Here is a 22,943-nt window from a genome sequence, read left to right as displayed (position 1 = left end):
TTTTGTTTTTTTATGTTAATTTCTTATCTAAGTATCTTTGTGTAACAACTGCTCCAATAATATCACCCTCGACATTTACGGCCGTCCTAAAAGTATCAAGTGGTCTCTCGATTACTAAAAGAATACCAATTGCTTCAAGTGGAATTCCCGCGGCCAGAAGAACCATCTGCATCCCTGACATCGAGCCTGAAGGCATACCTGGTGCTCCTACTGAAGAGAGCATTGCCATAAAGAAGATAGAGAACATGGCAACACCTGAAAGCTCGATTCCATAAAGGTTAGCCAAAAAGATAGCTGCAATCCCTTCAAATAGTGCCGTCCCATCCATATTCATTGTTGCACCAAGTGGAAAGACAAAACCACTAACACCTTTAGAAACGCCTAGTTCTTCTTCACAAGTTTGCATTGTTACAGGAAGTGTTGCTGAACTTGAGGCAGTCGAAAGGGCAAGTAGTAGAGGCCTTGCCGTTTTCTTAAATAGTTTGATTGGGTTTAGTCCTCCAAAGAACCATGCAATTGATGGAAGAACGAGAAGCCCGTGTACCATTGTTGCCCCAAATACTAAGAGGGCAAAAGAGAGAAGCTCAGAGAAAATATCTCCCGATACCTTAACCTTAAAATCAAAAACGATAGCAAAAATACCAATTGGACTCAGATTGATAATCCAGTGGAGTACCCGATTAATGACTATATTGAGATCCTTAACGATTTGATAAAGGGGGCTCGAGGTGTGATGAACTATTAGTAACGATAAGCCTAGAAGAAGAGCTGCCGTAACAATTCCAAGAATATTATTATTTGCAAGGGCATGAAATGGATTTACAAGCGCAGTTGTAAAAACGTTCTTAATGACAAGTGGTATTGAGTTAGAACCCTCTGCAATGAACTTAGCAGGCTTTTGCTGTTGGATTGAATCCTTAGTCTTAATTGTTACTCCAGAGTCTTTCCATGGATGAATGAAGAAGACTGCTGTTAGACCAATAAAGATTGCGATGATTGTTGTTGAGATATAGTAAGTGATCGTCACCATTCCCATGGACTTAAGTTTTGTGATTTCACCTATGCTGATTATCCCACCAATTAGTGAGAAGAAAATCATCGGAGCAATCATCATCTTAAGTGAGCTGATGAAGACATCCTTAATCATAACGATTATTTGATAAATATCGGGAGGGTTTTTTGACGTTGCCCAAAGTGGATCACCAAAAATTGATCCTAAAATATATCCAAGTACACCTGCGACGAGTACCCAGAAGCTTAAGTTTTTGACTACTTTACTCATTTATTATCCTTTCTGAAAGTACATGAAGGTTTATTTTAATCCTTATTTATAATTTAAAAAAGGTTTATAATGACTCTTATGAAAGAAAGATGCCCGTGGTTAAAATTATCAAATAAACAATATGTCGATTATCACGATAAAGAGTGGGGAAGACCTGTTCACGATGATCGAACTCTATTCGAATTCCTCATTTTAGAAGGTGCTCAGGCCGGTCTAAGTTGGGAGACTGTATTAAATAAAAGAGAGCATTATCGTAAGGTTTTCTATAATTTCGATGTGAAGAAAGTTTCAAAAATCACTCCAGCAAAGATTGAAAAACTCTTACTCGATCCGGGGATTATTAGAAATCGCCTAAAAGTTGAGTCAACAGTTTCAAATGCTAAGTACTTTATCGAAGTTCAAAAGGAGTTTGGAAGCTTTGATAAGTATATTTGGTCATTCACTAATGGAAAGACAATCTATAATACTTTTGCCAGTCTTAAGGATTATCCATCTAAGACTGAGTTAAGCGATAAAATTTCAAAAGATTTAAAGAAGAGGGGATTTCGATTTGTCGGAAGCACCATCGTTTATGCTTTCTTACAGGCCTGTGGAATTGTTCAGGATCATAGTCAAAGCTGTTACTTGCATGGAAAGAAGCTAAAAAAACTGGTTTAAAGATATTAGTAGAGATTACCTCTAATATATCCTTGTCCCATGAGATCATTAAGTCCAATGATATTGACCATAGCTCTTTGAAGCTTTGGTCCTAGTTTCGACTTTCGAAGACTTTCAACTAAGAGAGCAGCCTTTTCCTTAGTAAGACCGTTAACACGCATTTTATGTAAAATATTATAAATCTTCTTTGCAAGCTTTAAGTTTTCAAGCTGCTTTAGCTTTCTTTTTTCACTTTGTGAGAGGCGATTCTGTTGTCCACTATGGGAGTCGTTGTATACATAATTCTCTCTTTCAAATTGACGTCTTTTAGCTCCATCAATCCAAATAAGAGAATTTGTATAATCAAAAGCTAAGGCGATTGATTCCCATAAATCAAAATCATCAACATTCATAATCTCTGAAATCGCCTTTGTTGAAAACATAAGAGAAGAGTGAATTTGTACCTTGCCATACTTCTTCTTTTTATCGAAATCAATTCTCATTCCATTATCAAGGTATCGTTCAAAGAGAAATTGCGCCTCATTATTTAGTTCACGGCCTGTGGCAATTTCATCAGAATATGTGTAACTAAGCTCTAAACTAAAGCTAGAGATAGCATCTTCATTTGTAGGAACGATCGCTTTTACTTCAAAGCTTCTATTTTCTTTTCCTGAAAATCCTTTATGATCAGTAATTTTCTTATGTTCGATAATGTCGTAATGGTAAGCATCGCCATTATTAAATGTCGTTGTATACTTGCCATCTTCTTTTATATAGCGAGCACCTGATTTCCAAAGAAGAAGATTTAAACCCCAATTGAACTCGCTATTTTTGATATCGCCTTCTTTTTGAATATAGAGATCAACGCTTTGATTTCTTTTTTCTTCAAGGTCTTGTAGCTTAGAAAAATCTTGAGCTAGAAAGCTTAGGTAAGCATCAAGTCCTTCTTTTGTACTAAGATCCACCTTGTAAACAAGTTCGTTGATCTTACTTTCTTTATTCTTGTAGTTAAAAACGATAGGAGAGTAACCTGCTGATCCATTGATACCGATAGATATAGGGAGATCAATTACTTCATCTAAGAAAACACTTAGTCCCAAACCTAGGCCTTTTGATCTCTCATTTAAGTTTTTAATTGTGATGAGCGCTATATCCTGCGCAGCTTTTTCGATGGTAATATCTAAGGCCTTCATTACTTTAAACTTAGCTTTTGGGCCGAAGCGATCAAGAACAGGAATGACTACATCAAGGAATTCTAACCAGATTAAATTCATGCGTGAAGCAAAGCCAGTCATGAGTATAGTATTAACTTGTTCTCCATCTTTGAGTTGATTAAGTTTCGCTCTTGTCATTGGAAGTTCGTTAACCTTCATATGATTAAGAGTTATTGCTTGTTCGTATGAATCAACCGTCGTCACTTTTGAAAACTTACGCTCTTCAATTGGAGCTCCCTGTAAAACGGGAACAAGCGTTTTAAATAGAAAGTTCGCACCGATATATGCCATCTGCTCCAGAACAGGAGCATTAAGTGTGACAGAGTCCACAACGAGGAATTGACCATTAATTGCAGGATAGATATTTCTTTGAACCTTGGGCCCATGCCATCCTTTTTGATAGATTGTTCCAAAATATTGAAGTTTTAGTTGTCCTTCAAGCCACTCTTCATTCTCTTGAAGCTCCTTAAGATTCTTCCAATTCTTATTAACTAGCTTCTCAATATCTTTTAAAACAGCATGGTTTTCATCTAACACAAAATCAAATGCCCAGGTACTAGAGCTAGTACCTAGAGCAATGATTATTGATAATATCAGAGTAAAAACAATCTTCAATTTACTTCCTAGTTCTCGTTATCAGTAGGTGAGAATACTAATTTGTAGTAGTCAATTGGCCAGGCCCTAAGATCTTTTTGACCTTCTACCTTGTATGTTACAGCACCACCGTTTAGGTCACCAGTTACTGGAGTAAATGTTACTGGGCCGTCTTGTTTTTTATCAAATAATTTGTACATTAACTTACCGGAAATCCATCCAATAAGCGCCCCTAGAGTAACATCTGAGAACCAATGAGCATTCTTATACACGCGAGCAAAACTTGTTAGTGCTGCTAATGAATAAGCTGCTATTGGAACGATTTTAGTGTCTTTAAATTCTGTGGCGAAAACTGTCATAACTGACCAAGCACCTGCAGAGTGACCTGAAGAGAAAGACGTATTATTTCGACCAAAGTTCACTCCATCAAAGTGATATGGGCCTTTCCCCTCACGAGGTCTTGCACGTGAACTCAATGACTTAAGTAGTTGAGTGGCCAATTGCCCAATTAACACTGCGCCAACACTTCTTACTGCTGCACGTTTAAATTGATCGTTTTTAAAAACAAGACCAATGGCCATTGATGCTCCAACTAGTGGCACAAGTCCGGCCGCTTCACCATAATTATTTGTGAAGTCAGTAATTGTCGTTAGAGTGTCGTTCTTATTATCCTGTACGAAATCCATGAGAGGGCGATCAAATGCCATCATAACGCCCACAACACCAAGAGTTCTAAGCATTATTGATTTCTCTGAATCAGAGAATTCAATTGGCATAAAGATTGAGCGATCTCGCCCTTTTTTATTTTTTAGTAACTCTTTTAAATCTGCATCACTAAGAAGTGATTTTTTTATCTCACTACTATCTTGGATCGCTTGATTTAACTCACTTTCATCAGTTGCTGTGACTTCAATTTTTGCTTTCTTGAGATCTTTTAAGACACTTCTAACTTCGCGATCCTTAACATTACTGCTTTCACTTAGAAGAAATGCTACTTGTCCCATTCTTTCTTTTGCATCACTTAGCTTTGATTGATGGTCATTATATAATTCAAAGAGCTCAAGAAGGGCCTGTGACTTAATACGACTATCTTCATTAGAAGAAACTTCTTGCATGAGTAGAGCCGCTTGATATTCATAAATATCTTTATCTTTTGTTTTCTTATTAAGCCAAATTTCATATTTAAAATCAGAAAGAGTTTTCTCTAAGCGCTTGGCTTTTGAACTACCTAATTTATTTTGAATATCTGTTACCATCATTGAATTAGGAAAGCTTTTCAAAAAATCCTCTTGAACCATAATGGCCTCATTGACGATATCATTTGCGCTTCCATCAGCTTTAACAAAATTACCAATAGGCATATTTTTAATATCAGTAGGTAGGTTCTGATTATAGAGGTCAGCAAGTTGGTAATGAATTGTCTCAGAGCTAGGATGATTTTTAACTAGCTTCTTTAATGAAAGAGAAAAGTTCGCATAGTCATTTAAATAATTCCCTTCATATAGCTCGTTTAATAACTTGATATCAACTCCTTGATCTAAGGCCAGCTTTTGATCTTTTACGAGTGCCAGTTGATAACTTCTGGCCGCTTTACAGTGTTTTGCAGAGTCAGATAAATCTTGAGCGTCATTTAAAGCTGTTTGAAAATCTACTTCCTCGATCTTGATGTCTTTTTGAAGACGATCACAAACTTCGAGATTCTTTGCTTTTACACCCACAGTACCTAGTAAGGCCAATGCAGTAATAAGTTGAGGTAATCGATTAAAATTCATATTTAATCTCCTTATAAGTTATAAGCAGGGTCATATTCCCCGATAATAAAGTAGAATGGTTTTGTTATATCTCCATCTTTACTTAGAAGTGGTATCGTTAGTCCTGCTTCAAATGTTTCTGAAACAAAGCCAGCATCCATTTTTGCCCTTAGGCCTAGTCCACCAACAAGTCTAAAGTCATCCATTGCTAATGAGCTATCTCCTGGAGTGAATGCATCAAGAAATAGAACTCCACTAAAGACATCTTTATAAATAGGCATACTATATGTAAGGTTGGCCGAGATCATTGAATTAGATCCTAGCTGCCCATCCTTACTAATTGACCCGTATTCAAATCCACGTATTGTTCCATTTCCTCCACCTTGAAGACGCTCGTAAAATGGAGTTTGTTCGGAGGCATAACCAAGAGTGATTCTTCCCGAAATACGGTGAGCTCCTCCATCTTGATTGCGGTAGAGTTCACGGGATGTCTGAGCATTTACAATACTTTTAAAAAACAAATCTTGCTTATTAAATGAAGGCAGTAGGTGAATAGAAATAGTACCGTTTGTTTTTAATCCCTTATCATTTGCATCTTCAAATCGATATGCAAATGAGCCGATAAGACCACTAACAACGTCTTTAGTATCAGATAGATCAATTTCAGAAGCATATTGTTGTGACATACTATTAACAGAAATATACTCAAGCCTAGTACCTAGGCCAACTTTAATATTCTTTGTTAACTGTTTCTCAAAGAGAATGCGAATAGCTGATTTATTTTCGTTATAATGAAAGCTTCTTTCAGTGTCGTGATTGGCCGCTATATTTAAACTAATATTTGAACCGAAAAGATGTTGGTCATTATAAACCAGCCCAATACGATTGATCTCTTTTGAAATCATTGTCGTTAGGGCCAATGAACTTCCCGTCCCAAATAGGTTTCCATCACTTAATGAAACACCAAAGCCTGCACCTCCATAAACGGATCCAAGAGAGAATTGAATAGTTTGAGTACTCTCTTCCTGTACCTGAATTATTATCTTACCCGCACTCTTAGTCATCGGGGTATAGTCAATTTTAACATCTCTAAAGAAACCACTTTTATATAGAGCGAGTATTGATTCATTGATTTTGTTCGTATTGACGATTTCTCCATTATAAATTGAGATCAGCTCGTAAATCGTTTCTGGCGTTGTTTTTGTATTACCGATAATTTCCATCTTTATAATTTTTTGGACAACACCTTCTTCTATATTTACGGATGCGCTTCTTTTATTTTGATCATAATTCATTGTGATATGAGCAAATACATATCCTTTTTCACCATAGACTTCTCTTAGCTTTTGAATAGCTTCTCTCTGTTTTTTTATAGAAAAAACTGATGGTAATTTAATATTTAAAGTTTTTAGAATTTCTTCGTTAGAAAATACTTCATTACCACTAATCGATAATTGATCTAATTTTAGTTGATCATTTTCTTTAATAGTAAAAAGTAGATTTGCCTTTGTTTTTTCGATTTTAAATGATGGTGTAACTTCAATATTGATGAAGCCTTGCTCCATGTAATGTCTTTTGATTCTTTCGACGTCTTCAAGAAATGTGCTTTCAATGAATAGGTTTTTAGAAAAGAGGTGAGACTCTTTCGAAGAAATCAACTCTCTTAATTGTCTTGAGGTAAAAGTATTATTACCGTCGAATTTGATATCGTTAATTTTAATTTGTTCTGAGTTAAGATAAATATCGAAGAAGATACTAATTTCATCTTCCTTATCAAGCTTTAACTTCTTATCAACTTTAGTAAGCGCATGGCCTTTTGACTTATAGAACTCACTAATTGTATTTAAATCTTCAAGCATTTGTTTTGACTTGAAGAAAGCTCCACGACGAAGTGCAAGCTTTGATCTAAGATCACTTTCAATATCATTTTCTAGGTTTTGATTATCAAAAACTCTAATAATAACTCTTTTTATGAGTCTCTTTTTTTGCATTTCAAATTTTATCGAAACGCTAGCTTCGTTAAGAGGAAGAACTTCTAGCTCTACATTTTCATAGAGATCATCATTCTCTTCTTTTAGTTTTTCCAAATCATTGGTGATTTTTTCGATATCAAGATTTTCACCTTCACGAGACTCAATATCATTTATACCAAAGATTAGTTTCTCTGCGACATCTTCACCTAGATCATTGTGAATTAATAGCTGTTCAATTTTAAGTTGAAGTTCTGTCGTCGTATCCTGGCCAAAGCTCGTAGGAGTACATAAAAGGTAAGTACCTAGCATCAGGATAAGAAATTTCTTCAAAATATTGAATTTGCTCATATGAAGAAATTATCATTATTTAGTCACAGGAATTAGTGTTTTGAAAAAACGAAAAGGGCCGTAAATAAAATGGACAAGATTTTTTATTGAATAGATACCTGATATTAACGGCCATTAGGACATAATATCAGGTACTTAATAATCTATTTCTCGCTTAGAAAGGCTTCTTCTTCTAGTATATCTTGAGTCACTAAAAACCTCGATAAATATGAGAAGATCGCCGGTGTTAGAAATAATGTAATGACTGTCGAGATAGCTAGACCCCAGCCCATTGTAAGCATCATCTCTGATAACATTGAATCGTATCCCGCAAAACCGTAAGCCGTAGGAAGTACCCCAATAACAGTAGTTAGTGTTGTCAGGATAATTGCTCTAAGTCTTGTTGAAGAGATCTCACCAATCTGCTTGTAAAGATCCTTCTTATCTGTCGTAAACTTAGTATCATTGATTAACTTATCAATGAGGACAATTGAATCATTGACTACAACCCCAACCATTCCTAGTGCACCGATGACCGCAAAGAATCCAAAAATTTCCATACTGTGTGCCATAAGAATATAAATAACTCCGGATACCCCAATTGGAATAATCGTCATAATGATTAGTGGGGCCGAGAGTGATTTAAACTGTATCGTTAAGATCATATAAATTAAAGCAATGACAAGAAAACCTGCCATCATAAAGTCTCCTGTAGACTCCCTCGTTTCCTCAATTTCACCAACAAAGTTAATAATTGAAGATGGATACTTTTTAAGAATTTCTGGAAAAACTTCATTCTCATAGTAATCTGCTACTTCTAAAGGAGTAACACCTGAGCTTTCTTCAATATCAGAGTAGACCATTGTCGTTCTTTTAAAGTCAACACGCTCAATATTAGAAGGTTTTACAACTTCTTCAATTGTTATAAAACGTGAGATAGGAACATAGCCACCCGTGCCGTTATCAATTCTTAGTTGCTTTAATCTTTCGATATCAACTTTGTAATTCTTAGCGACAGTAAGTCTTACTTCAACCTCTTCATCAGTACTTTTAAGAGTATAAAGAACTGTTCCTTGGACAAATGTACGTAGGGAAGTGGTAACGTCACTTGGAGTAAGGCCAAATCTTAAAATTTCATTTTGATTAATTTTAAAGTTATACTCTTTAGTATTAATAGGTCTTTCAATCTCAACGTTTTTAAGAGTTTTATTGGCCTTTTGATTTTCTGCAAGTATATTTGCAATCTCAGCTCTAATCTTGTCATCATTTTCTTGAATTTGAATTTCAATCGTTGAACCAGAACCACTTCCCCAGCGAGATTTAAAGAAGCGCACTTCTTCAATATTTGGAGTGTCTTTCATTCTTTCTTTTAAAATATCAATGATTTGATTTGCAGAAAGTTCTCTTTCATCTGCAGGTAAAATTTCAACATTGATATTTGCACGATTGTAATTAACTGCACCACCACGTCTTGATTGACCTACATTTGAACGGAAACCAACAATACTTAATTCCTTAGTCGAGGCAAGTAGAATATCTTCAATTGGTTTAAGATACTCATTCATTTCATCTTTTGAAGTTCCTTTTTTAGTGTAAACACTTAAACTCAATTCCTTACTTTCTTCTCTTGGAAACATCACAAATTTAAGTTTTGTTTTGAAAAGATATCCCGAAAGGGCAGTGGATGCGATGAAGATCACAACAATTAGGGCGCGATAATTTAAGGCCTTCTCTAAGGTATTTGCATAAATTGCTTCATATTTTCTAAACCAACTTACTTCATGTTTCTTCTTAGGTTTTCTCTGGAAAACGTGTGCTGGAAGTACTGTGAAGGATTCAAGTAATGAGGCAACGAGCATCATCGTAATAATAAAGGGAAGAACGTAGACGAATTTTCCAAACCATCCACCAAAGAATAAGAGAGGCAGAAAGGCCACACAAGTTGTCGCAATTGCACTTGTGATAGGCATTAGAAGACTCGCAGCATTTGCTGTTACCTTATCCATTAACTCTTTTAAAGTCCCTTTGTGATCTTCTGTAATTCGGCCTATATTCTCAGCTACAATAATGGCATCATCTACGACAATTCCCATTACAATGATGATTGCAGCAAGAGTCATATTATTGATTGTGTAATCAAAAATGAGCATACAAATAAGGGTGAAGCATAGTGTGAATGGGATCCCCATACTGACCCATATTCCTGATTTAAAATCGAGGAATAAAAAGAGAACGAGAACAATAAGAGCAAAACCAAGTAGTCCGTTACTGGCGACAATGGCAAGTCTATTTTTTACATCGTATGACTCATCATCAAGTGTTACGATTTTCAAATCATCGAGCTGTCCTTTCTTGTATTTTTCAATGAAGGCAACGGTCGCTTTATTTGCTTCAAGAATATCAACATTGTGACTCTTCTTTAAGTTGAGCATGATTCCTTCATGGCCATTAATTTTATAGATGCTATTAGTTTTTTCAAAAGATTTTCTAAAAGTTGCTATTTGATCAAGAGTAACACCTTCACCATCGTAGTTACCTGTAACAAGAAGGTCTTTAAAATCACTTTCATCAATAAGTTCATTAATTGAAGTTACTTTAGATTGCTGTGTATCTTCTAAAACTCCGATAGGAGCTCGAATGTGACTTTCTCTTAAGCTTGAAACAACTTTGTGGATTGATATTTTATTTTCCTTTATCTTAGTAGGACTAAGTAGGATATGATTTTCTGGATCAAGATAACCACTGCGATCAACACCTGATACTGAAGGTAGTGTCTTTACTTGAGTTTCAAAATTTCTAACTAATTGTTGAAGGCGATCACGGTCTTTAACTGATAGGTCTCTTTTACCCTCAAGATAGAATCCAATATCAATATATGCTTTTTCAGAAGATTTAAATTGATGAAAAGTTGGGAGTTCGGCTTCATTAGGAAGATCTGCACGAAGTGCCGCATCTTGTATGTCGAGGTAAACTTCTCTCGGGTTCGGGTAGTTCTCAAGCATCACAACTGTAACAGAACTTGAACCTGTTGAAGAAACTGAGCGCACTTCTTCGATACCTGCAACGTTCTTTAACTCTTCTTCAATGGGCTTTGTAATAAAAAATTCCACATCCTCTGCACTTGCCCCTGGAAAAACAGTCATGATTCGAACATAAGGTGATTCAAAGTCTGGCATTTCTTCCTTTGGAATTTTAGTCCACGCAAAGATTGCGATGACAAAGACACTGAAGAATAAAACGTTAGAGATTAGAAGATTATCGATAAAGTATTGTATAAATTTTTTCATATTCTAATTTTAAGTAGCCAAAATCACGAGGTCAAACTCTTTCAGTCGGCCATAGTTCCTTGTGTTAAGATTAGGATGTAACAATTTAGTTTTGCGCTACGAATACTTATACGAAGGAAGTAGAAGAAAGTTTCACGGAGGTAAAATGAAGTTTGTTCTCTTAACTATATTGATTGCGTTAAGTACCTGTATTCATGCAGCTAAAGAAACTGCGGTATTTGGCGGAGGCTGCTTCTGGTGTATGGAAGCTCCATTTGAAAAACTTAAAGGTGTAAGCTCCGTTGTCTCTGGCTATATGGGAGGAACAAAAGAGAGTCCAAGTTATCAGGAAGTTTCAAGTGGTAGTAGTGGACATGTTGAGGTTGTACAAGTGACATACGACAACTCACTTGTCAGTTATGAAGATCTCCTTGAAATTTATTGGCAAAATATTGATCCGACTGATAGTGGAGGTCAATTCGCTGACCGTGGTAGTCAGTACCGCACTGTGATTTTTGTCACCAATGAGAAACAAAAGCAAATAGCTCTAAATTCGAAAAATAATCTTGAAGCCTGTAAGAAGTATGACAAACCAATTGTGACTGCTATTGAGATGGCACATAAATTTTTTCCAGCAGAAGATTATCATCAAGATTATTATAAAAAGAATCCGATACGCTATAATACCTATAAAGAATTATCTGGACGTGGTGGCTATATTCGCGATGTCGCTTCAAGACCTTTAAAGTGTGAAAAGAAAGAAATAAAACAAGCAAAAGAAAATAAGGATAAAGTTATGTACAAGAAACCTGATCTCAAAGAATTAAAAGAAAAACTAACGCCTCTTGAATTTGAAGTGACTCAAAATGATGCTACAGAGAGACCTTTTGCTAATAAGTACTGGGACAATAAAGAAGAGGGGATTTACGTTGATGTTGCAACAGGTGAGCCCCTTTTTAGCTCTCTTGATAAGTATGACTCTGGTTCGGGATGGCCTGCATTCACAAAGCCTATTGATCAAAAAGTGGTAAGTATGAAAGAAGATACTAAGCTATTTATGACAAGAACTGAGGTGCGCTCATCAAGTGGGGACTCTCATCTTGGTCATGTCTTTGATGATGGCCCAGGCCCAGATGGAAAGCGCTATTGCATAAATTCTGCGGCCATGCGCTTTATCCCAAAGGCCGATCTAGAAAAAGAAGGCTATGGCCAGTACCTTTCATTATTTAAGTAACTGAAATTACATGCTGATTTAAGCTGATTTCTTTAAAGATTAGGCCCAAGTCACCGATAAGACGACGAGGGCCTATGAGAAGATTATTTACCTATTTAATTGTATTCAATTTCACGTTTAATTCATTTGCATCATGTGGTGGTGTTCTTAAGTCATTTCTTGGAATGAGAAAGAGCTCTTTCTACGATACTCCTGAGTATGCACTTAAGCAGAAGATCAATAAGCTTGAGATCTTAAATAATCGTTTAAGAAACTCAAGTGAGCACCAAGAGCCAGCAACAACGTTGGCCATTTGGAAAAAGATTGAAAGGCTTGATAATAATATTTTTACAAAACACTATTCTGTTAACGTAAGAGACTGGGAAGTCTTCTTTCGCGACTTTGAGATGAATTTCATTTCATTTCAAAGGCTTTCAGATATTAATAAAAAGTTTGAGTCGACAGAGATTACAAAAGCAAAGTTAAAAAGCTACATCGTCTCAAAGGGTTATGCGAGTGAGTTTCAAGATTTTATTCTTTCTAAGTTTGAAAATTCACCTAATGCTGAAATATTCAAAATTCAATTAGATAAAGAGATTCAAAGTAATCTGCTTCATATTGGTAATCACTACTACGAGTATAGACTTGTGAGAGAACACTTAAGGGATTTAAACGGGAGTGATCTTTGTAATAGTGAATGTGAGGCCCAGCTAAAAACACTTCTTGCTAATCTAGGGGTAGAGAGTGAAAAGGAACAGCGAAGCTTACCTGTATTTTTTAAAGGGGTGGAAAGACCAGACTTAGAGGAATTAAATAAGGTTGTTCACGAAAACCCTGTTGCCTTATTAACAAAGCTTAAGAAGGAGAGAAACGCTGAGGTTGTAAACTGGCTTATCTCTTTAATGCTTCAACCAGAAATCATTGATTCGATTATGGGGCTGGTTTATAAATCAAAAAGAATAGGAAAGTATCGTGCTGTTCGTATCTTTCAAGCTTTCTATAATGCACAAGCAAGAACGATTCATTTTCCAAAAATCAATAGTATTGTTAAGAGTTTTAAGAATGATGTGGAAAAGAGTTATTCTCATTTAAAGAATGTAAATACATCTGTTCCAAAAGATGAAATTCTTGTTACTTTTGCAAGAATGGTTGATGCACTTGCTGTTAAGAAGTGGAAGATATTAAAAGAACATGCCAAAACAGCAGACCCAAAATTTTATGAGCGTATGATGGCCGCGGAAGAGAAGGCAATTGCTCGTGGTGATATCAGTATTACCCATAAAAGAAGCCTAATTGGTCAACTTATTCAATTTGTTCCAGCTTCAACTCCTATTTACCTCTATCAGAGGTCAAAATTAGAAGAGAGAGCAACAGTTACTGAAGTTGATGAGAACGGTGAGGAAATAGATTCAAAGTCTGAAGAATCTAGTCCAGAAGTTACAATTGAGCACGGTGATGAGATGGACCTTGCACTTGAGGAAGTCGCTGAAGTTATGGCCGAAGTACAAGAGACGCAACGAAATCCTTCTTCAATTGAAAGAAGCTGGATTGAAAGATTCTTTAGTCGCATTGAATCCTTCTTTAGAGCAGAAGGTTAGTCATGAAATTGTTAATACTCATGCTCTTGCCATTTATCTCCTTGGCAGTAGAAAAAGATTTTCAAATCATGAAAATTTATAAGAAAGGCCAGTTTAGAGAAGTCAAAATCTATAAGGGGAAGAACAACTCTCTCATGAATAAAGAGTGCCAAACTTCTAAAGTTTGTCAAAATGCTAAAACTACACCAAAGAAGGGCACAGGTCTCACTGGCCACCCAGGTTCTAAGGCCTGCAAAGAATTTAGAAATAGTCAGTATAAAATTTTAAAAGATAAGGATAATAATCAGTACGGCTTTTGCCTTTTTTCTGATGGAAGCTTAAAGAGTGCATGGAGCTTAATCCATGATTAGAAAATTTATTATTCTACTTCTTACTCTTCCTGTTCTTGCATTTGAAATTACTGAAGACATGCGCTGGAAAGAGTATGAGCATGCTGCCTATCAATATCTTCCTCCAATGGGGAGTGAGAAAGTTGTTAAACAAATTGATGTGAAGACGAATCCAATCGTTCGTGATCAGGATGGATTTGGAACATGTTATTTATTTGCCATGACTTCTCTAATGGATCAATCATGCCTAAAAAGTGGCAATTGTACTAAAGACGATCAAATTTCTGTTTTAGATGTTCTAGGTAAGACACAGTTAAAATCAGGAACTCAAAGTGAGTTTCTAGGGCTTAATGGTGGTAATCTAACACAGGTTATTGATGCTTTAACAAAAGGTGAGAAGGTTAGCTTAAAATTTGCCAAAGAAGAATGTGCTCCTTATCAACAAATTGAAAATTACAACAACCCAGATAATGACTTTCGTATTGTGGACTATCCTCAGCTTCTCGCTATTAATGAGATCTACCATCAGGTCAAAGATAACTCTTTAAAGGATGGTGTTTGTAATAAGTGTACTGAAGACTTTTTTAAAGACTTCTTTCCTTTTAGTTCTGAGATGTTAGATAGCCTCTCTCGTGCGGCAACAAAGATTACTTCAATTAATGCCTTCGAGGAATTTTTAAATGAAGTTTTAATCCCTCAAAAATGCAAAGAGGATAAGACTCAGATTAAGCTTGCTCCTATGGGATTTAAGCAAGAGCGAATCACAGAAGTTGATAAGTTTAGAGAAAAAATGATCGATCTTTTTGAAAAGGATAAATCCGCTGCAATTTCTAGTTGTACTTGGACTCGTTATTGTGATGACCCTTCAGTTAAGTATATGGAGATGTGTCCAAAAGAGCAGAGGCAGCGCTACTGTGGAGGACATGCTTACTTATTAAGTGGTTTTCGCCAGATTTGTGACAATGGTAAGAATTGTCGAAATCAGTACCGTGTCCACAATAGCTGGGGAAAGAACTTTGATGTCTTCAATGATAGCGGATGGGTAAATGAAGACTCCTTATTTAAGGCCTATAAAGACTTAGGTAATCAACTTGTTACTTATACTGAAGATTAATTAGTAGCATCTAGTCTTACTTTACATGTCGAACTCTTTGTTTGAACGTCATTAATTTTAAGATTTGGGTACTTTCTTAATTTCTTTAAAGCTCTTCTTTCCATATTATAAAATGAGCTCTCTATGACTAATTCGTCACAGCCCTGTGTCCATTTTTTTGTTACTTTAAAAAACTTATTTGCTTCTTGAACAATACGCGTATCGACAATATAGTCTTCAGTTTTGGTCACGCCACAGTCATAGCACTCATCCATCATCGTTTTGTAGTTGAGTTTTGCAACAATATCCGGAAACATATAAGAAAGTGTGTCTTTTGCATGCTCTCTAATATTATCAATATTGTCGCTTAGGGAGCTTCCATTACAAGTGTATGTTAGGTAATCTTTAAACGTATCCTTCATTGAAGTAATTGTTGATTCTGCTAACTGGACACAATCTTCATATTCTCTACAATCCTCTGTCATGTACTCATCAAAGTGTGCTACTTCTTCATCAATATGCTGGCAGACAATGTCTTGCCTTTTATCAAATGCAAGTAGGTCATAGAGGCCCGTCATTTTTGTATTGTCGTAGTAAGTGAGGTCTTGGATAAGATCACCAAGATTTATCTTCTTCTGTCTATCTAGTTCATTAAGAAGTTCTTTCTCTGCACTTGAGATACCATTGTCTGATTTATTTTTGGCAGCAACGAGTTGCCCTAATTCGTTAATAAGGGGGTAGTTCTCTTTAACTTTGTCTGGATTATTCTTTATGTACTCGATAGCGGCCGTAAGCTTTTGTTCGTCGCTAACATTCTTTATGCTGATATTCATTTCTGTAGCGTGTCGCTTATTAAGGATCCAAAAATTATCATATGATGAGTCTTTGTATAGTTTATCAAAATTTTCGATACTTTCATTTTCAAGGTATTTTGTCAGGGTCTCTCTTATTAGAAAGTCTTTGTAACGAGAACCTTCTACGATTTGAAGAACACGTGATGGCGTTTCTTGGGCAAGCTTATCCATACATTCATTTTGACATTCACCCAGCTCGTATTGAGTGCCATCTGGTGCGTAGTAAAGCTTTGCCTGTGTAGAAAGTGTACAAAGTGTAAATAAAAAGAACAGATGCTTTTTCATAAGTGCCCATAATTGTTTAGTTCAAATTATATCTACCTATTTAAAAGCAATTGGAATGCCAAAAAGGGCCCCGCTAGGAGAGGCCCTGTTTTTTCTATCTAAGGATATGGTTTTGAATAATTGTTTTGATTTTATGAGTTGATTCTTTTGAGTCGTAAGCAGGTCTTGTGCTCATTTGATCATCTAGTTCAAATAGTCTTGCCCATAGAGGAGCACCTGTTTTCTTAAAATCAATTTTCACTGAATCTTCAGAGTAAAGCTCTTTGTTCCATACATTAACGACGTCACGCCAGAAATACTTATGAGTCTTCCACCATTCAATCGCCGGTTGACAACGGCTATCATCAACTTTCTGGTAAGTATTGTAGCTCTTCTCCATTGCAAGTTTAAGCTCCATTCCATTTTCAAGCATATTAACTTTGATATTATCTTGGTCGTGAACGTGGCCATATGAAGTCTGTTCATGGCGATTTGTTCTTCTTAAAACGTTATAGTCAGATCTGATTGAGAATTCACGTCTTGGTAGAGGAGCATTAGCTGTACATTCCCAATATGAGTTTGTATCTGTGTGAATCCATGGTGCAGAACATTCATATCTTGGAGAGTCATCTACTTGATAGACTCTTTGTACCCAATTTCCTTGTGGGTTTTTTACGGCCTTGTTATTCCAATTACTAAAGCCTCTGTAATCGAGAGCATTCGCTGCTTCCCAGTCCCATTGCTGTCTCCAGTGCTTAACAATGGCATGTGGAGTAACTAGAATATGTTGAATATTAACCATGTCTTCATTTTCTGAATCGACAAAGATCCACTCAAGGGCCCCTGAGGCATAGCGATCGTAGAAATCATAATCGTTGCTATAGGCGAAAGTTTCAGACGATTGAAACTTAATGGCATAGCATCCTGTCATTTTTTTAATTTCTTGGATGTCTTTATTCTTATCAATTGTTAGTCCTGCAAGTGCTGGAAGTGCAAGCGCAAGAAGCACTAGAAATTTCATATTTTCTCCCTCGTAATTGGTTACATGTGGTATCGAGGTTGATTATTGAAACTTGTGTATGAGTTGTCAAACTTATTTGGGGTAAATAATAAGGATTACTTTTCCGTGATGCGCAGCCAATGGACGAAGTAGTTGGTTTTATTATAGGATAAGACGTTTTATTATCAGTTCATAACAAATAACACGGGATGTAAAATGTCTAATGGATCAAAAATCATTTACACAATTACTGACGAAGCGCCAGCGCTAGCGACTCAGTCACTTCTTCCAATCGTAAAAGCTTTTACGAAGCATGCAGGTATCAATGTTGAAACTCGCGATATCTCTCTTGCAGGAAGAATTCTTGCTCACTTTCCAGAATTTCTTTCTGAAGAGCAAAAGCAATCAGATGATCTAGCTTACCTAGGTGAGTTAGCAAAACAAGCAGAAGCTAATATCATTAAGCTTCCAAATATTTCTGCATCAATTCCTCAGCTTTCAGCTGCAATTAAAGAACTTCAAGATCATGGATTTAAAGTTCCTAATTACCCAGATGCACCATCGACTGATGAAGAAAAAGACATTGCTTCTCGTTATGCGAAAGTTCTTGGTTCAGCAGTAAACCCAGTTCTTCGTGAGGGGAACTCTGACCGTCGTGTTGCTGGGCCAGTTAAAGAATATGCAAAAGCTAATCCACACAGAATGGGAGCTTGGTCAAAAGACTCTAAGTCACACGTTGCACACATGGATGCAAATGACTTTTATGGTTCTGAAAAATCAGCAATCATGCCTAAAGCAACTGATGTAAAAATCACTCTTAAGCAAAATGATGGATCTGAAGTAGTTCTAAAAGAAAAAGTATCTCTTCTTCAAGACGAAATCATCGATGCAGGTGTAATGAGTGCAAAAGCACTTAGAGAATTCTTCGCTAAGAATATTCAAGATGCGAAAGAAAAAGATATTCTTTTTTCTGTTCACCTAAAAGCAACAATGATGAAGGTAAGTGATCCTATTATGTTTGGTCACTGTGTTGAAGTTTACTTCAAAGACGTATTTGAAAAATATGCAGCTGAGTTCAAAGAGCTTGGTGTAAATTCTGCTAACGGACTTGGTTCTGTTTACTCTAAGCTTTCTGGCCTTCCTGCTGAAAAGAAAGCTGAGATCGAAGGTGCACTTGATCTAGCAATCGAGAATGGGCCACGTCTAGCAATGGTTGATTCTGATAAAGGAATCACAAACCTACACGTTCCATCTGATGTTATTATCGATGCTTCAATGCCTGCGGCAATTAGAACTTCTGGGCAAATGTGGAATAAAGATAATAAGCAAGAAGATACTAAATTCTGTATTCCAGATAGAAGCTACGCTCAAATGTACCAAGAAGTAATTTCGTTCTGTAAAGAGAACGGAGCATTTGATCCTAAGACAATGGGAACAGTACCAAACGTTGGTCTTATGGCAAAGAAAGCTGAAGAATATGGTTCACACGATAAGACATTTAAAATCCCTGCGGCCGGTGTTGTAGAGGTTACTGATTCAGAAGGTAACACAGTATTTACTCACTCTGTTGAAGAGGGTGATATCTGGAGAATGTGTCAAACTAAAGACGTTGCAGTACGTGACTGGGTTAAGCTTGGTGTAACTCGTGCTCGTCTTACTAATACTCCGGCAGTATTCTGGCTTGATGAAAACCGTGGCCACGACGCTAACCTAATTAAGAAAGTAAATGAGTACTTAAAAGATCACGATACAGCAGGACTTGAAATTAAAATCCTAGATCCTGTTAAAGCAATCCGTTACTCAATGGAGAGAATCATTAAAGGTGAAGATACTATTTCTGTGACAGGTAACGTTCTTCGTGACTACCTAACAGATCTTTTCCCAATTCTTGAACTTGGAACTTCTGCAAAGATGCTTTCAATTGTACCTCTTCTTGCAGGTGGTGGATTATTTGAAACTGGTGCCGGTGGATCAGCTCCTAAGCACGTACAACAATTTACTGGTGAAAATCACTTAAGATGGGACTCTCTAGGAGAGTTCTTAGCACTAGGTGTTTCTCTTGAAGATCTTGCAATCAAAACAGGTAATGCAAAGGCAACTGTTCTTGCAAAAACTCTAGATGAAGCAAATACTGCATTTCTAAAGAATGATAAGTCTCCATCAAGAAAAGTAGGTGAGCTTGATAATAGAGGTTCTCACTACTTCTTAGCTCAGTACTGGGCAAAAGCACTTGCTGATCAAAATGAAGATGCTGAGCTTAAAGAAATCTTTACTCCTGTTGCTTCAAACCTTGTTGAAAACGAAGCAAAGATTGTTGAAGAGTTAAATAGCGCACAAGGTGGAGCCGTTGATATGGGTGGTTACTATCATCCAAATTTAGAGCTTGTTGCAAAGGCAATGAGACCATCAGCTACTTTCAATTCAGTAATTGATTCACTTTAATTCATACAGTGACAAATAAAAAGGCCCTCTAAAAAGAGGGCCTTCTTTCATACGGCACGCATTGTATCTTTCGATTCAATATTTCTCAGCCAATTCCTTGCGTCGTTAATCGCACCGTACTCAAAGACTGCTACATCAACACTTTCTAAATGATCACTTACAACTGAGGCAGAGTTTCTAATCAACTCATTACTTGTGCAAATTCCAACCTTCTCAATGTGCTGTCGATTATCTTTAAGAAACTCAAAGTGTCTTAGGAGAGATCTTAAGTCATCCCAACCTGGAAATTGTTCTGAGTTTAGAATAATTCCTGAAATTACTTTTGTTTCTTTATAAACTTGATTAAGTAAGTTTTGAATCTTTTCAAAATCATTGACTCGCAATGGATGGTAAGAAGTTAGCGTAAGAATGTTGTCATTCTTATCGAAGTGAAATTCGATATCGGACTCTACTTCACGCATAAGCCAGTCTTTGGCCTCATCGAGTTCATTGATTTTATATGACTTAAAATCAATTGGAATGATTGGAGCAAATAATTTTACGGCCCCTGTTATTAGTGCACTATCTGTAACTACTGCACACCTTTTCATAACATTAAAATATTTTAGGCCCATGGCCGTATCTTCAAATACTGCCCCTGGAGTGTATCCTTCGTATGTTTCATTTAAGTAGAAGAGTACACCAACTTTTTCTTCTTTTTTTAGGGCCTCATCTAAAATCGGTTCAAGCACATTAATATAGTCGTCTTTTGTAATACGTCCTGATCCCTCGATACCGACGATACCCTTTTGTAATCCTTTCATTACTTTCAACATATATTCTCCTTTCCGGTGAAGTGTTTACTTAGATAGTGACTACTTCATCGGAAAGGGGATTGATGTTTTGACTTAAGATTTTATTTATTTTGCAAGAATTTGATCGGCCAAATCTTTAGTTAAATAGCCGTCTGGAATGATATCTTCTGATACTTGAAATCTTTGGATTGCTGCTGTCGTTTGTTTTCCTGGAATCCCATCAACTGGCCCAGCATCGTGACCTAACTCGTTTAATTTTGCTTGAATTTTCTTTGCCATTTCAAATGACATAAATGACTCTTCATCTAAATTAAACTTACTAAAATAATCACCACGTTTTGCAATAAGATCAGAAAGAATTCCAATCCCTAGAGCGTACTTTTCTGAATTATTCCATTTAAAGATAGTAAAGAAGTTAGGGTAAACAATAAATGCTGGCCCATTTGCTCCTTGTGGAAGGTAGATTGCAGTTTTCCCACTTGTGTAAGGCAGTTGAGTTCCACCTCTTAATGTGATTCCGCGATCTATCCAATACTGCAGATCTTCTTTATATTTTAATCCACTATGAAAGTAGTCAAAGTCGCTTGGTAGATCAATTTCATGTCCCCAGCTTTCATCACCATTCCAGCCAACTTTTGATAGGAAGTTTGCTGATGAACCTAAGAAGTCACGTTGGTTTTCCCACATATTTATTTGGCCATCTTTATCGTAGTCAATGGCATAAGCTAGCATTGTTGAAGGCATGAATTGAGTCGAGCCCATCGCTCCTGCCCATGATCCCTGCATACGTTCACTAGGGTATGAGTAAATTCCCTTTTGCAGCATTGTAAGAGCATTAACTAATTCTCTCTTGAAAAATGCTGAGCGGCGACCATCATATGAAAGAGTCGCAAGAGAGCGGATAATATCGAGCTTGCCTGTAATCGAAGAAAAGTTTGTTTCAAGGGCCCAGAATGATAAGAGGAAGCGATCTTGAAAATTAAAATCGTTTTCAATATCGATAAAAATATCTTCAAGCTCGGCCTGATATCTTTGGCCTTTCTCGATTCTTGTCTCATTAATAACGATATCTAAGTATCGGCCAACACTCATGACAAACTCAGGTTGTCTGCGATCATATTTGATAACATCTTCATTAAAAGTAACACCATCAAAGGCATCATCTAGTAAGGCATACGAAAAGCCATGCTCTTGGTTAAGTTCAATCTTAAGCTCATTAAGCCAATCATTGAACTCAGTTGTAGGAGTAGTGGAAGTGGCAAAAATATTAATTGCCATAAGCGTTATTGTGATTAGTTTCTTCATTGGATGAAGGTACACGCTGGGGTTCTCTATTTGAAGACGCAGGTAGTCTATTGTCAGTTTTTTTATGAATTAGCATTCTAAGTGTCTAAAATCTTATTCTAGTTAAGTGTCTAAACTTTAGAACTCATAGAAACATTTTCAATTTAATCTAGAGTAAAGCTCATAAGTGCTACCTTATTTGTAATTCAATCTGACAAAAACACAGACACCCTAGGGAGACGAAAGATGAAAAAACTTATGTTGGCCACTGCACTTATCTGCTCATTTTCTTCATTTGCAAATGAACTTGACCTTAACCTAGAGGCACAAGCGATTCAAAATGTAGAAGAAAGATATGATGAGTCGGGACTATATTACGACGTAAGATTAAGTGTTCCTATTATACCAAGTGATATTACTGGGGCGGTAGGGTATCGCACTGAGAATGAGTTAATTGAAGTTGAAGCCTATGCTGGTGTACGTGCTATCCGTTATATCTCTGCTCATGATAAATCGTTACATATTCCTTATGGGGCAAGAGTTCGCGTTGCTTTAGATAATTCTCGAAGTCTTTACTTAGAGTATCAAAGAGAGGAAGTCGCTGACTTTGGTAATGATGATGGCCTTCTTGAAAAAGAAAATATGTTTTCACTTATTAAGTATAATTCTGATAAGACAATGTACTTTGGTTGTGGTGTAGCAAAAAGTGTTCACCATGCTTGGAGTAATGAGAGTCATAGTCCGGAAGACTCGACTTATGTTGAGTGTAATTTTGGTCGAAAGTTTTAGTGCTTCAAAACTGCCCTTTGGGGCACTTTTGCCGCTTTTCAGATTTACCATATAACCGAAAGCCGCAAACTCGCTACGCTCGTTTTAGCTTCCTTGAGTCACATTCATCTGTGCTTCAAAACTGCCCTTTGGGGCACTTTTGCCGCTTTTCAGATTTACCAAATAACCGAAAGCCGCAAACTCGCTACGCTCGTTTTAGCTTCCTTGAGTCACATTCATCTGTGCTTCAAAACTGCCCTT

Annotated in this window: 16 protein-coding genes; 7 read left to right on the top strand and 9 right to left on the bottom strand. The window is 36.6% G+C overall.

All coding sequences use genetic code 11. The features are described 5' to 3' along the window. Positions 1–10 precede the first annotated feature (10 nt). Positions 11–1,282, bottom strand: coding sequence for a dicarboxylate/amino acid:cation symporter (locus tag ACMAYX_RS06495; protein ID WP_103218062.1), 1,272 nt, complete (start codon positions 1,280–1,282; stop codon positions 11–13). 78 nt (positions 1,283–1,360) lie between these two features. Between ACMAYX_RS06495 and ACMAYX_RS06490 the strand changes: the two genes are divergently transcribed. Then, positions 1,361–1,939, top strand: coding sequence for a DNA-3-methyladenine glycosylase I (locus ACMAYX_RS06490; RefSeq protein WP_412471891.1), 579 nt, complete (start codon positions 1,361–1,363; stop codon positions 1,937–1,939). 5 nt (positions 1,940–1,944) lie between these two features. On the opposite strand, the gene ACMAYX_RS06485 is transcribed toward ACMAYX_RS06490, so the two are convergent. From ACMAYX_RS06485 to ACMAYX_RS06470, 4 genes are all read right to left on the bottom strand, one after another. Then, a complete protein-coding gene (locus tag ACMAYX_RS06485; RefSeq protein WP_412470127.1) occupies positions 1,945–3,747 on the bottom strand; it encodes a hypothetical protein in 1,803 nt (600 codons plus the stop codon). Between the two features lie 8 nt (positions 3,748–3,755). Then, a complete protein-coding gene (locus tag ACMAYX_RS06480; RefSeq protein WP_412471892.1) occupies positions 3,756–5,498 on the bottom strand; it encodes a phosphatase PAP2 family protein in 1,743 nt (580 codons plus the stop codon). 11 nt (positions 5,499–5,509) lie between these two features. Then, on the bottom strand, positions 5,510–7,798 hold the full coding sequence (locus ACMAYX_RS06475) for an outer membrane protein assembly factor (RefSeq protein WP_412471893.1): 2,289 nt from the start codon (positions 7,796–7,798) through the stop codon (positions 5,510–5,512). A 143-nt stretch (positions 7,799–7,941) separates the two neighbouring features. After that, the gene (locus ACMAYX_RS06470; protein WP_412471894.1) at positions 7,942–11,064 is read right to left on the bottom strand and encodes an efflux RND transporter permease subunit; all 3,123 of its coding nucleotides are present in this window, start codon (positions 11,062–11,064) and stop codon (positions 7,942–7,944) included. Positions 11,065–11,209: 145 nt separating this feature from the next. Here ACMAYX_RS06470 and msrA point away from each other — a divergent pair, with 145 nt between their 5' ends. From msrA to ACMAYX_RS06450, 4 genes are all read left to right on the top strand, one after another. Continuing rightward, positions 11,210–12,277, top strand: coding sequence for a peptide-methionine (S)-S-oxide reductase MsrA (gene msrA / locus ACMAYX_RS06465; protein WP_412463170.1), 1,068 nt, complete (start codon positions 11,210–11,212; stop codon positions 12,275–12,277). A 74-nt stretch (positions 12,278–12,351) separates the two neighbouring features. Beyond that, a complete protein-coding gene (locus ACMAYX_RS06460; RefSeq protein ID WP_412471895.1) occupies positions 12,352–13,854 on the top strand; it encodes a hypothetical protein in 1,503 nt (500 codons plus the stop codon). A 2-nt stretch (positions 13,855–13,856) separates the two neighbouring features. Next, positions 13,857–14,204, top strand: coding sequence for a hypothetical protein (locus ACMAYX_RS06455; protein WP_412470122.1), 348 nt, complete (start codon positions 13,857–13,859; stop codon positions 14,202–14,204). Next, entirely contained in the window at positions 14,197–15,297 is a 1,101-nt protein-coding gene (locus tag ACMAYX_RS06450) for a hypothetical protein (protein ID WP_103218054.1), read from the top strand. The genes ACMAYX_RS06455 and ACMAYX_RS06450 overlap by 8 nt, the downstream gene beginning before the upstream one ends. On the opposite strand, the gene ACMAYX_RS06445 is transcribed toward ACMAYX_RS06450, so the two are convergent. Together ACMAYX_RS06445 and ACMAYX_RS06440 are read right to left on the bottom strand one after the other, a co-directional pair. After that, entirely contained in the window at positions 15,294–16,415 is a 1,122-nt protein-coding gene (locus ACMAYX_RS06445) for a hypothetical protein (RefSeq protein WP_412463167.1), read from the bottom strand. The two genes, ACMAYX_RS06450 and ACMAYX_RS06445, sit on opposite strands and share 4 nt — an antisense overlap. 94 nt (positions 16,416–16,509) lie before the next feature. After that, on the bottom strand, positions 16,510–17,415 hold the full coding sequence (locus ACMAYX_RS06440) for a DUF6607 family protein (protein WP_412471896.1): 906 nt from the start codon (positions 17,413–17,415) through the stop codon (positions 16,510–16,512). A 195-nt stretch (positions 17,416–17,610) separates the two neighbouring features. Here ACMAYX_RS06440 and ACMAYX_RS06435 point away from each other — a divergent pair, with 195 nt between their 5' ends. After that, positions 17,611–19,836 carry an NADP-dependent isocitrate dehydrogenase gene (locus ACMAYX_RS06435; protein WP_412470120.1) on the top strand — a complete coding sequence of 742 codons (2,226 nt, stop codon included), beginning with the start codon at positions 17,611–17,613 and terminating at the stop codon, positions 19,834–19,836. 47 nt (positions 19,837–19,883) lie between these two features. On the opposite strand, the gene ACMAYX_RS06430 is transcribed toward ACMAYX_RS06435, so the two are convergent. After that, positions 19,884–20,651 carry an STAS/SEC14 domain-containing protein gene (locus ACMAYX_RS06430; protein WP_103218050.1) on the bottom strand — a complete coding sequence of 256 codons (768 nt, stop codon included), beginning with the start codon at positions 20,649–20,651 and terminating at the stop codon, positions 19,884–19,886. Positions 20,652–20,735: 84 nt separating this feature from the next. Then, positions 20,736–21,935 carry a lytic murein transglycosylase gene (locus tag ACMAYX_RS06425; RefSeq protein WP_412471897.1) on the bottom strand — a complete coding sequence of 400 codons (1,200 nt, stop codon included), beginning with the start codon at positions 21,933–21,935 and terminating at the stop codon, positions 20,736–20,738. A gap of 225 nt (positions 21,936–22,160) precedes the next feature. On the opposite strand from ACMAYX_RS06425, the gene ACMAYX_RS06420 reads away from it, so the two are divergent. Beyond that, on the top strand, positions 22,161–22,703 hold the full coding sequence (locus ACMAYX_RS06420) for a hypothetical protein (RefSeq protein WP_392992500.1): 543 nt from the start codon (positions 22,161–22,163) through the stop codon (positions 22,701–22,703). Positions 22,704–22,943: the final 240 nt, after the last annotated feature.

Source organism: Halobacteriovorax sp. RT-2-3 (genome assembly GCF_047085075.1).
Taxonomy (GTDB): Bacteria; Bdellovibrionota; Bacteriovoracia; order Bacteriovoracales; family Bacteriovoracaceae; genus Halobacteriovorax_A.
Note: the sequence above shows the minus strand (reverse complement) of the source record. Positions and strands in the feature narration are given on the sequence as shown.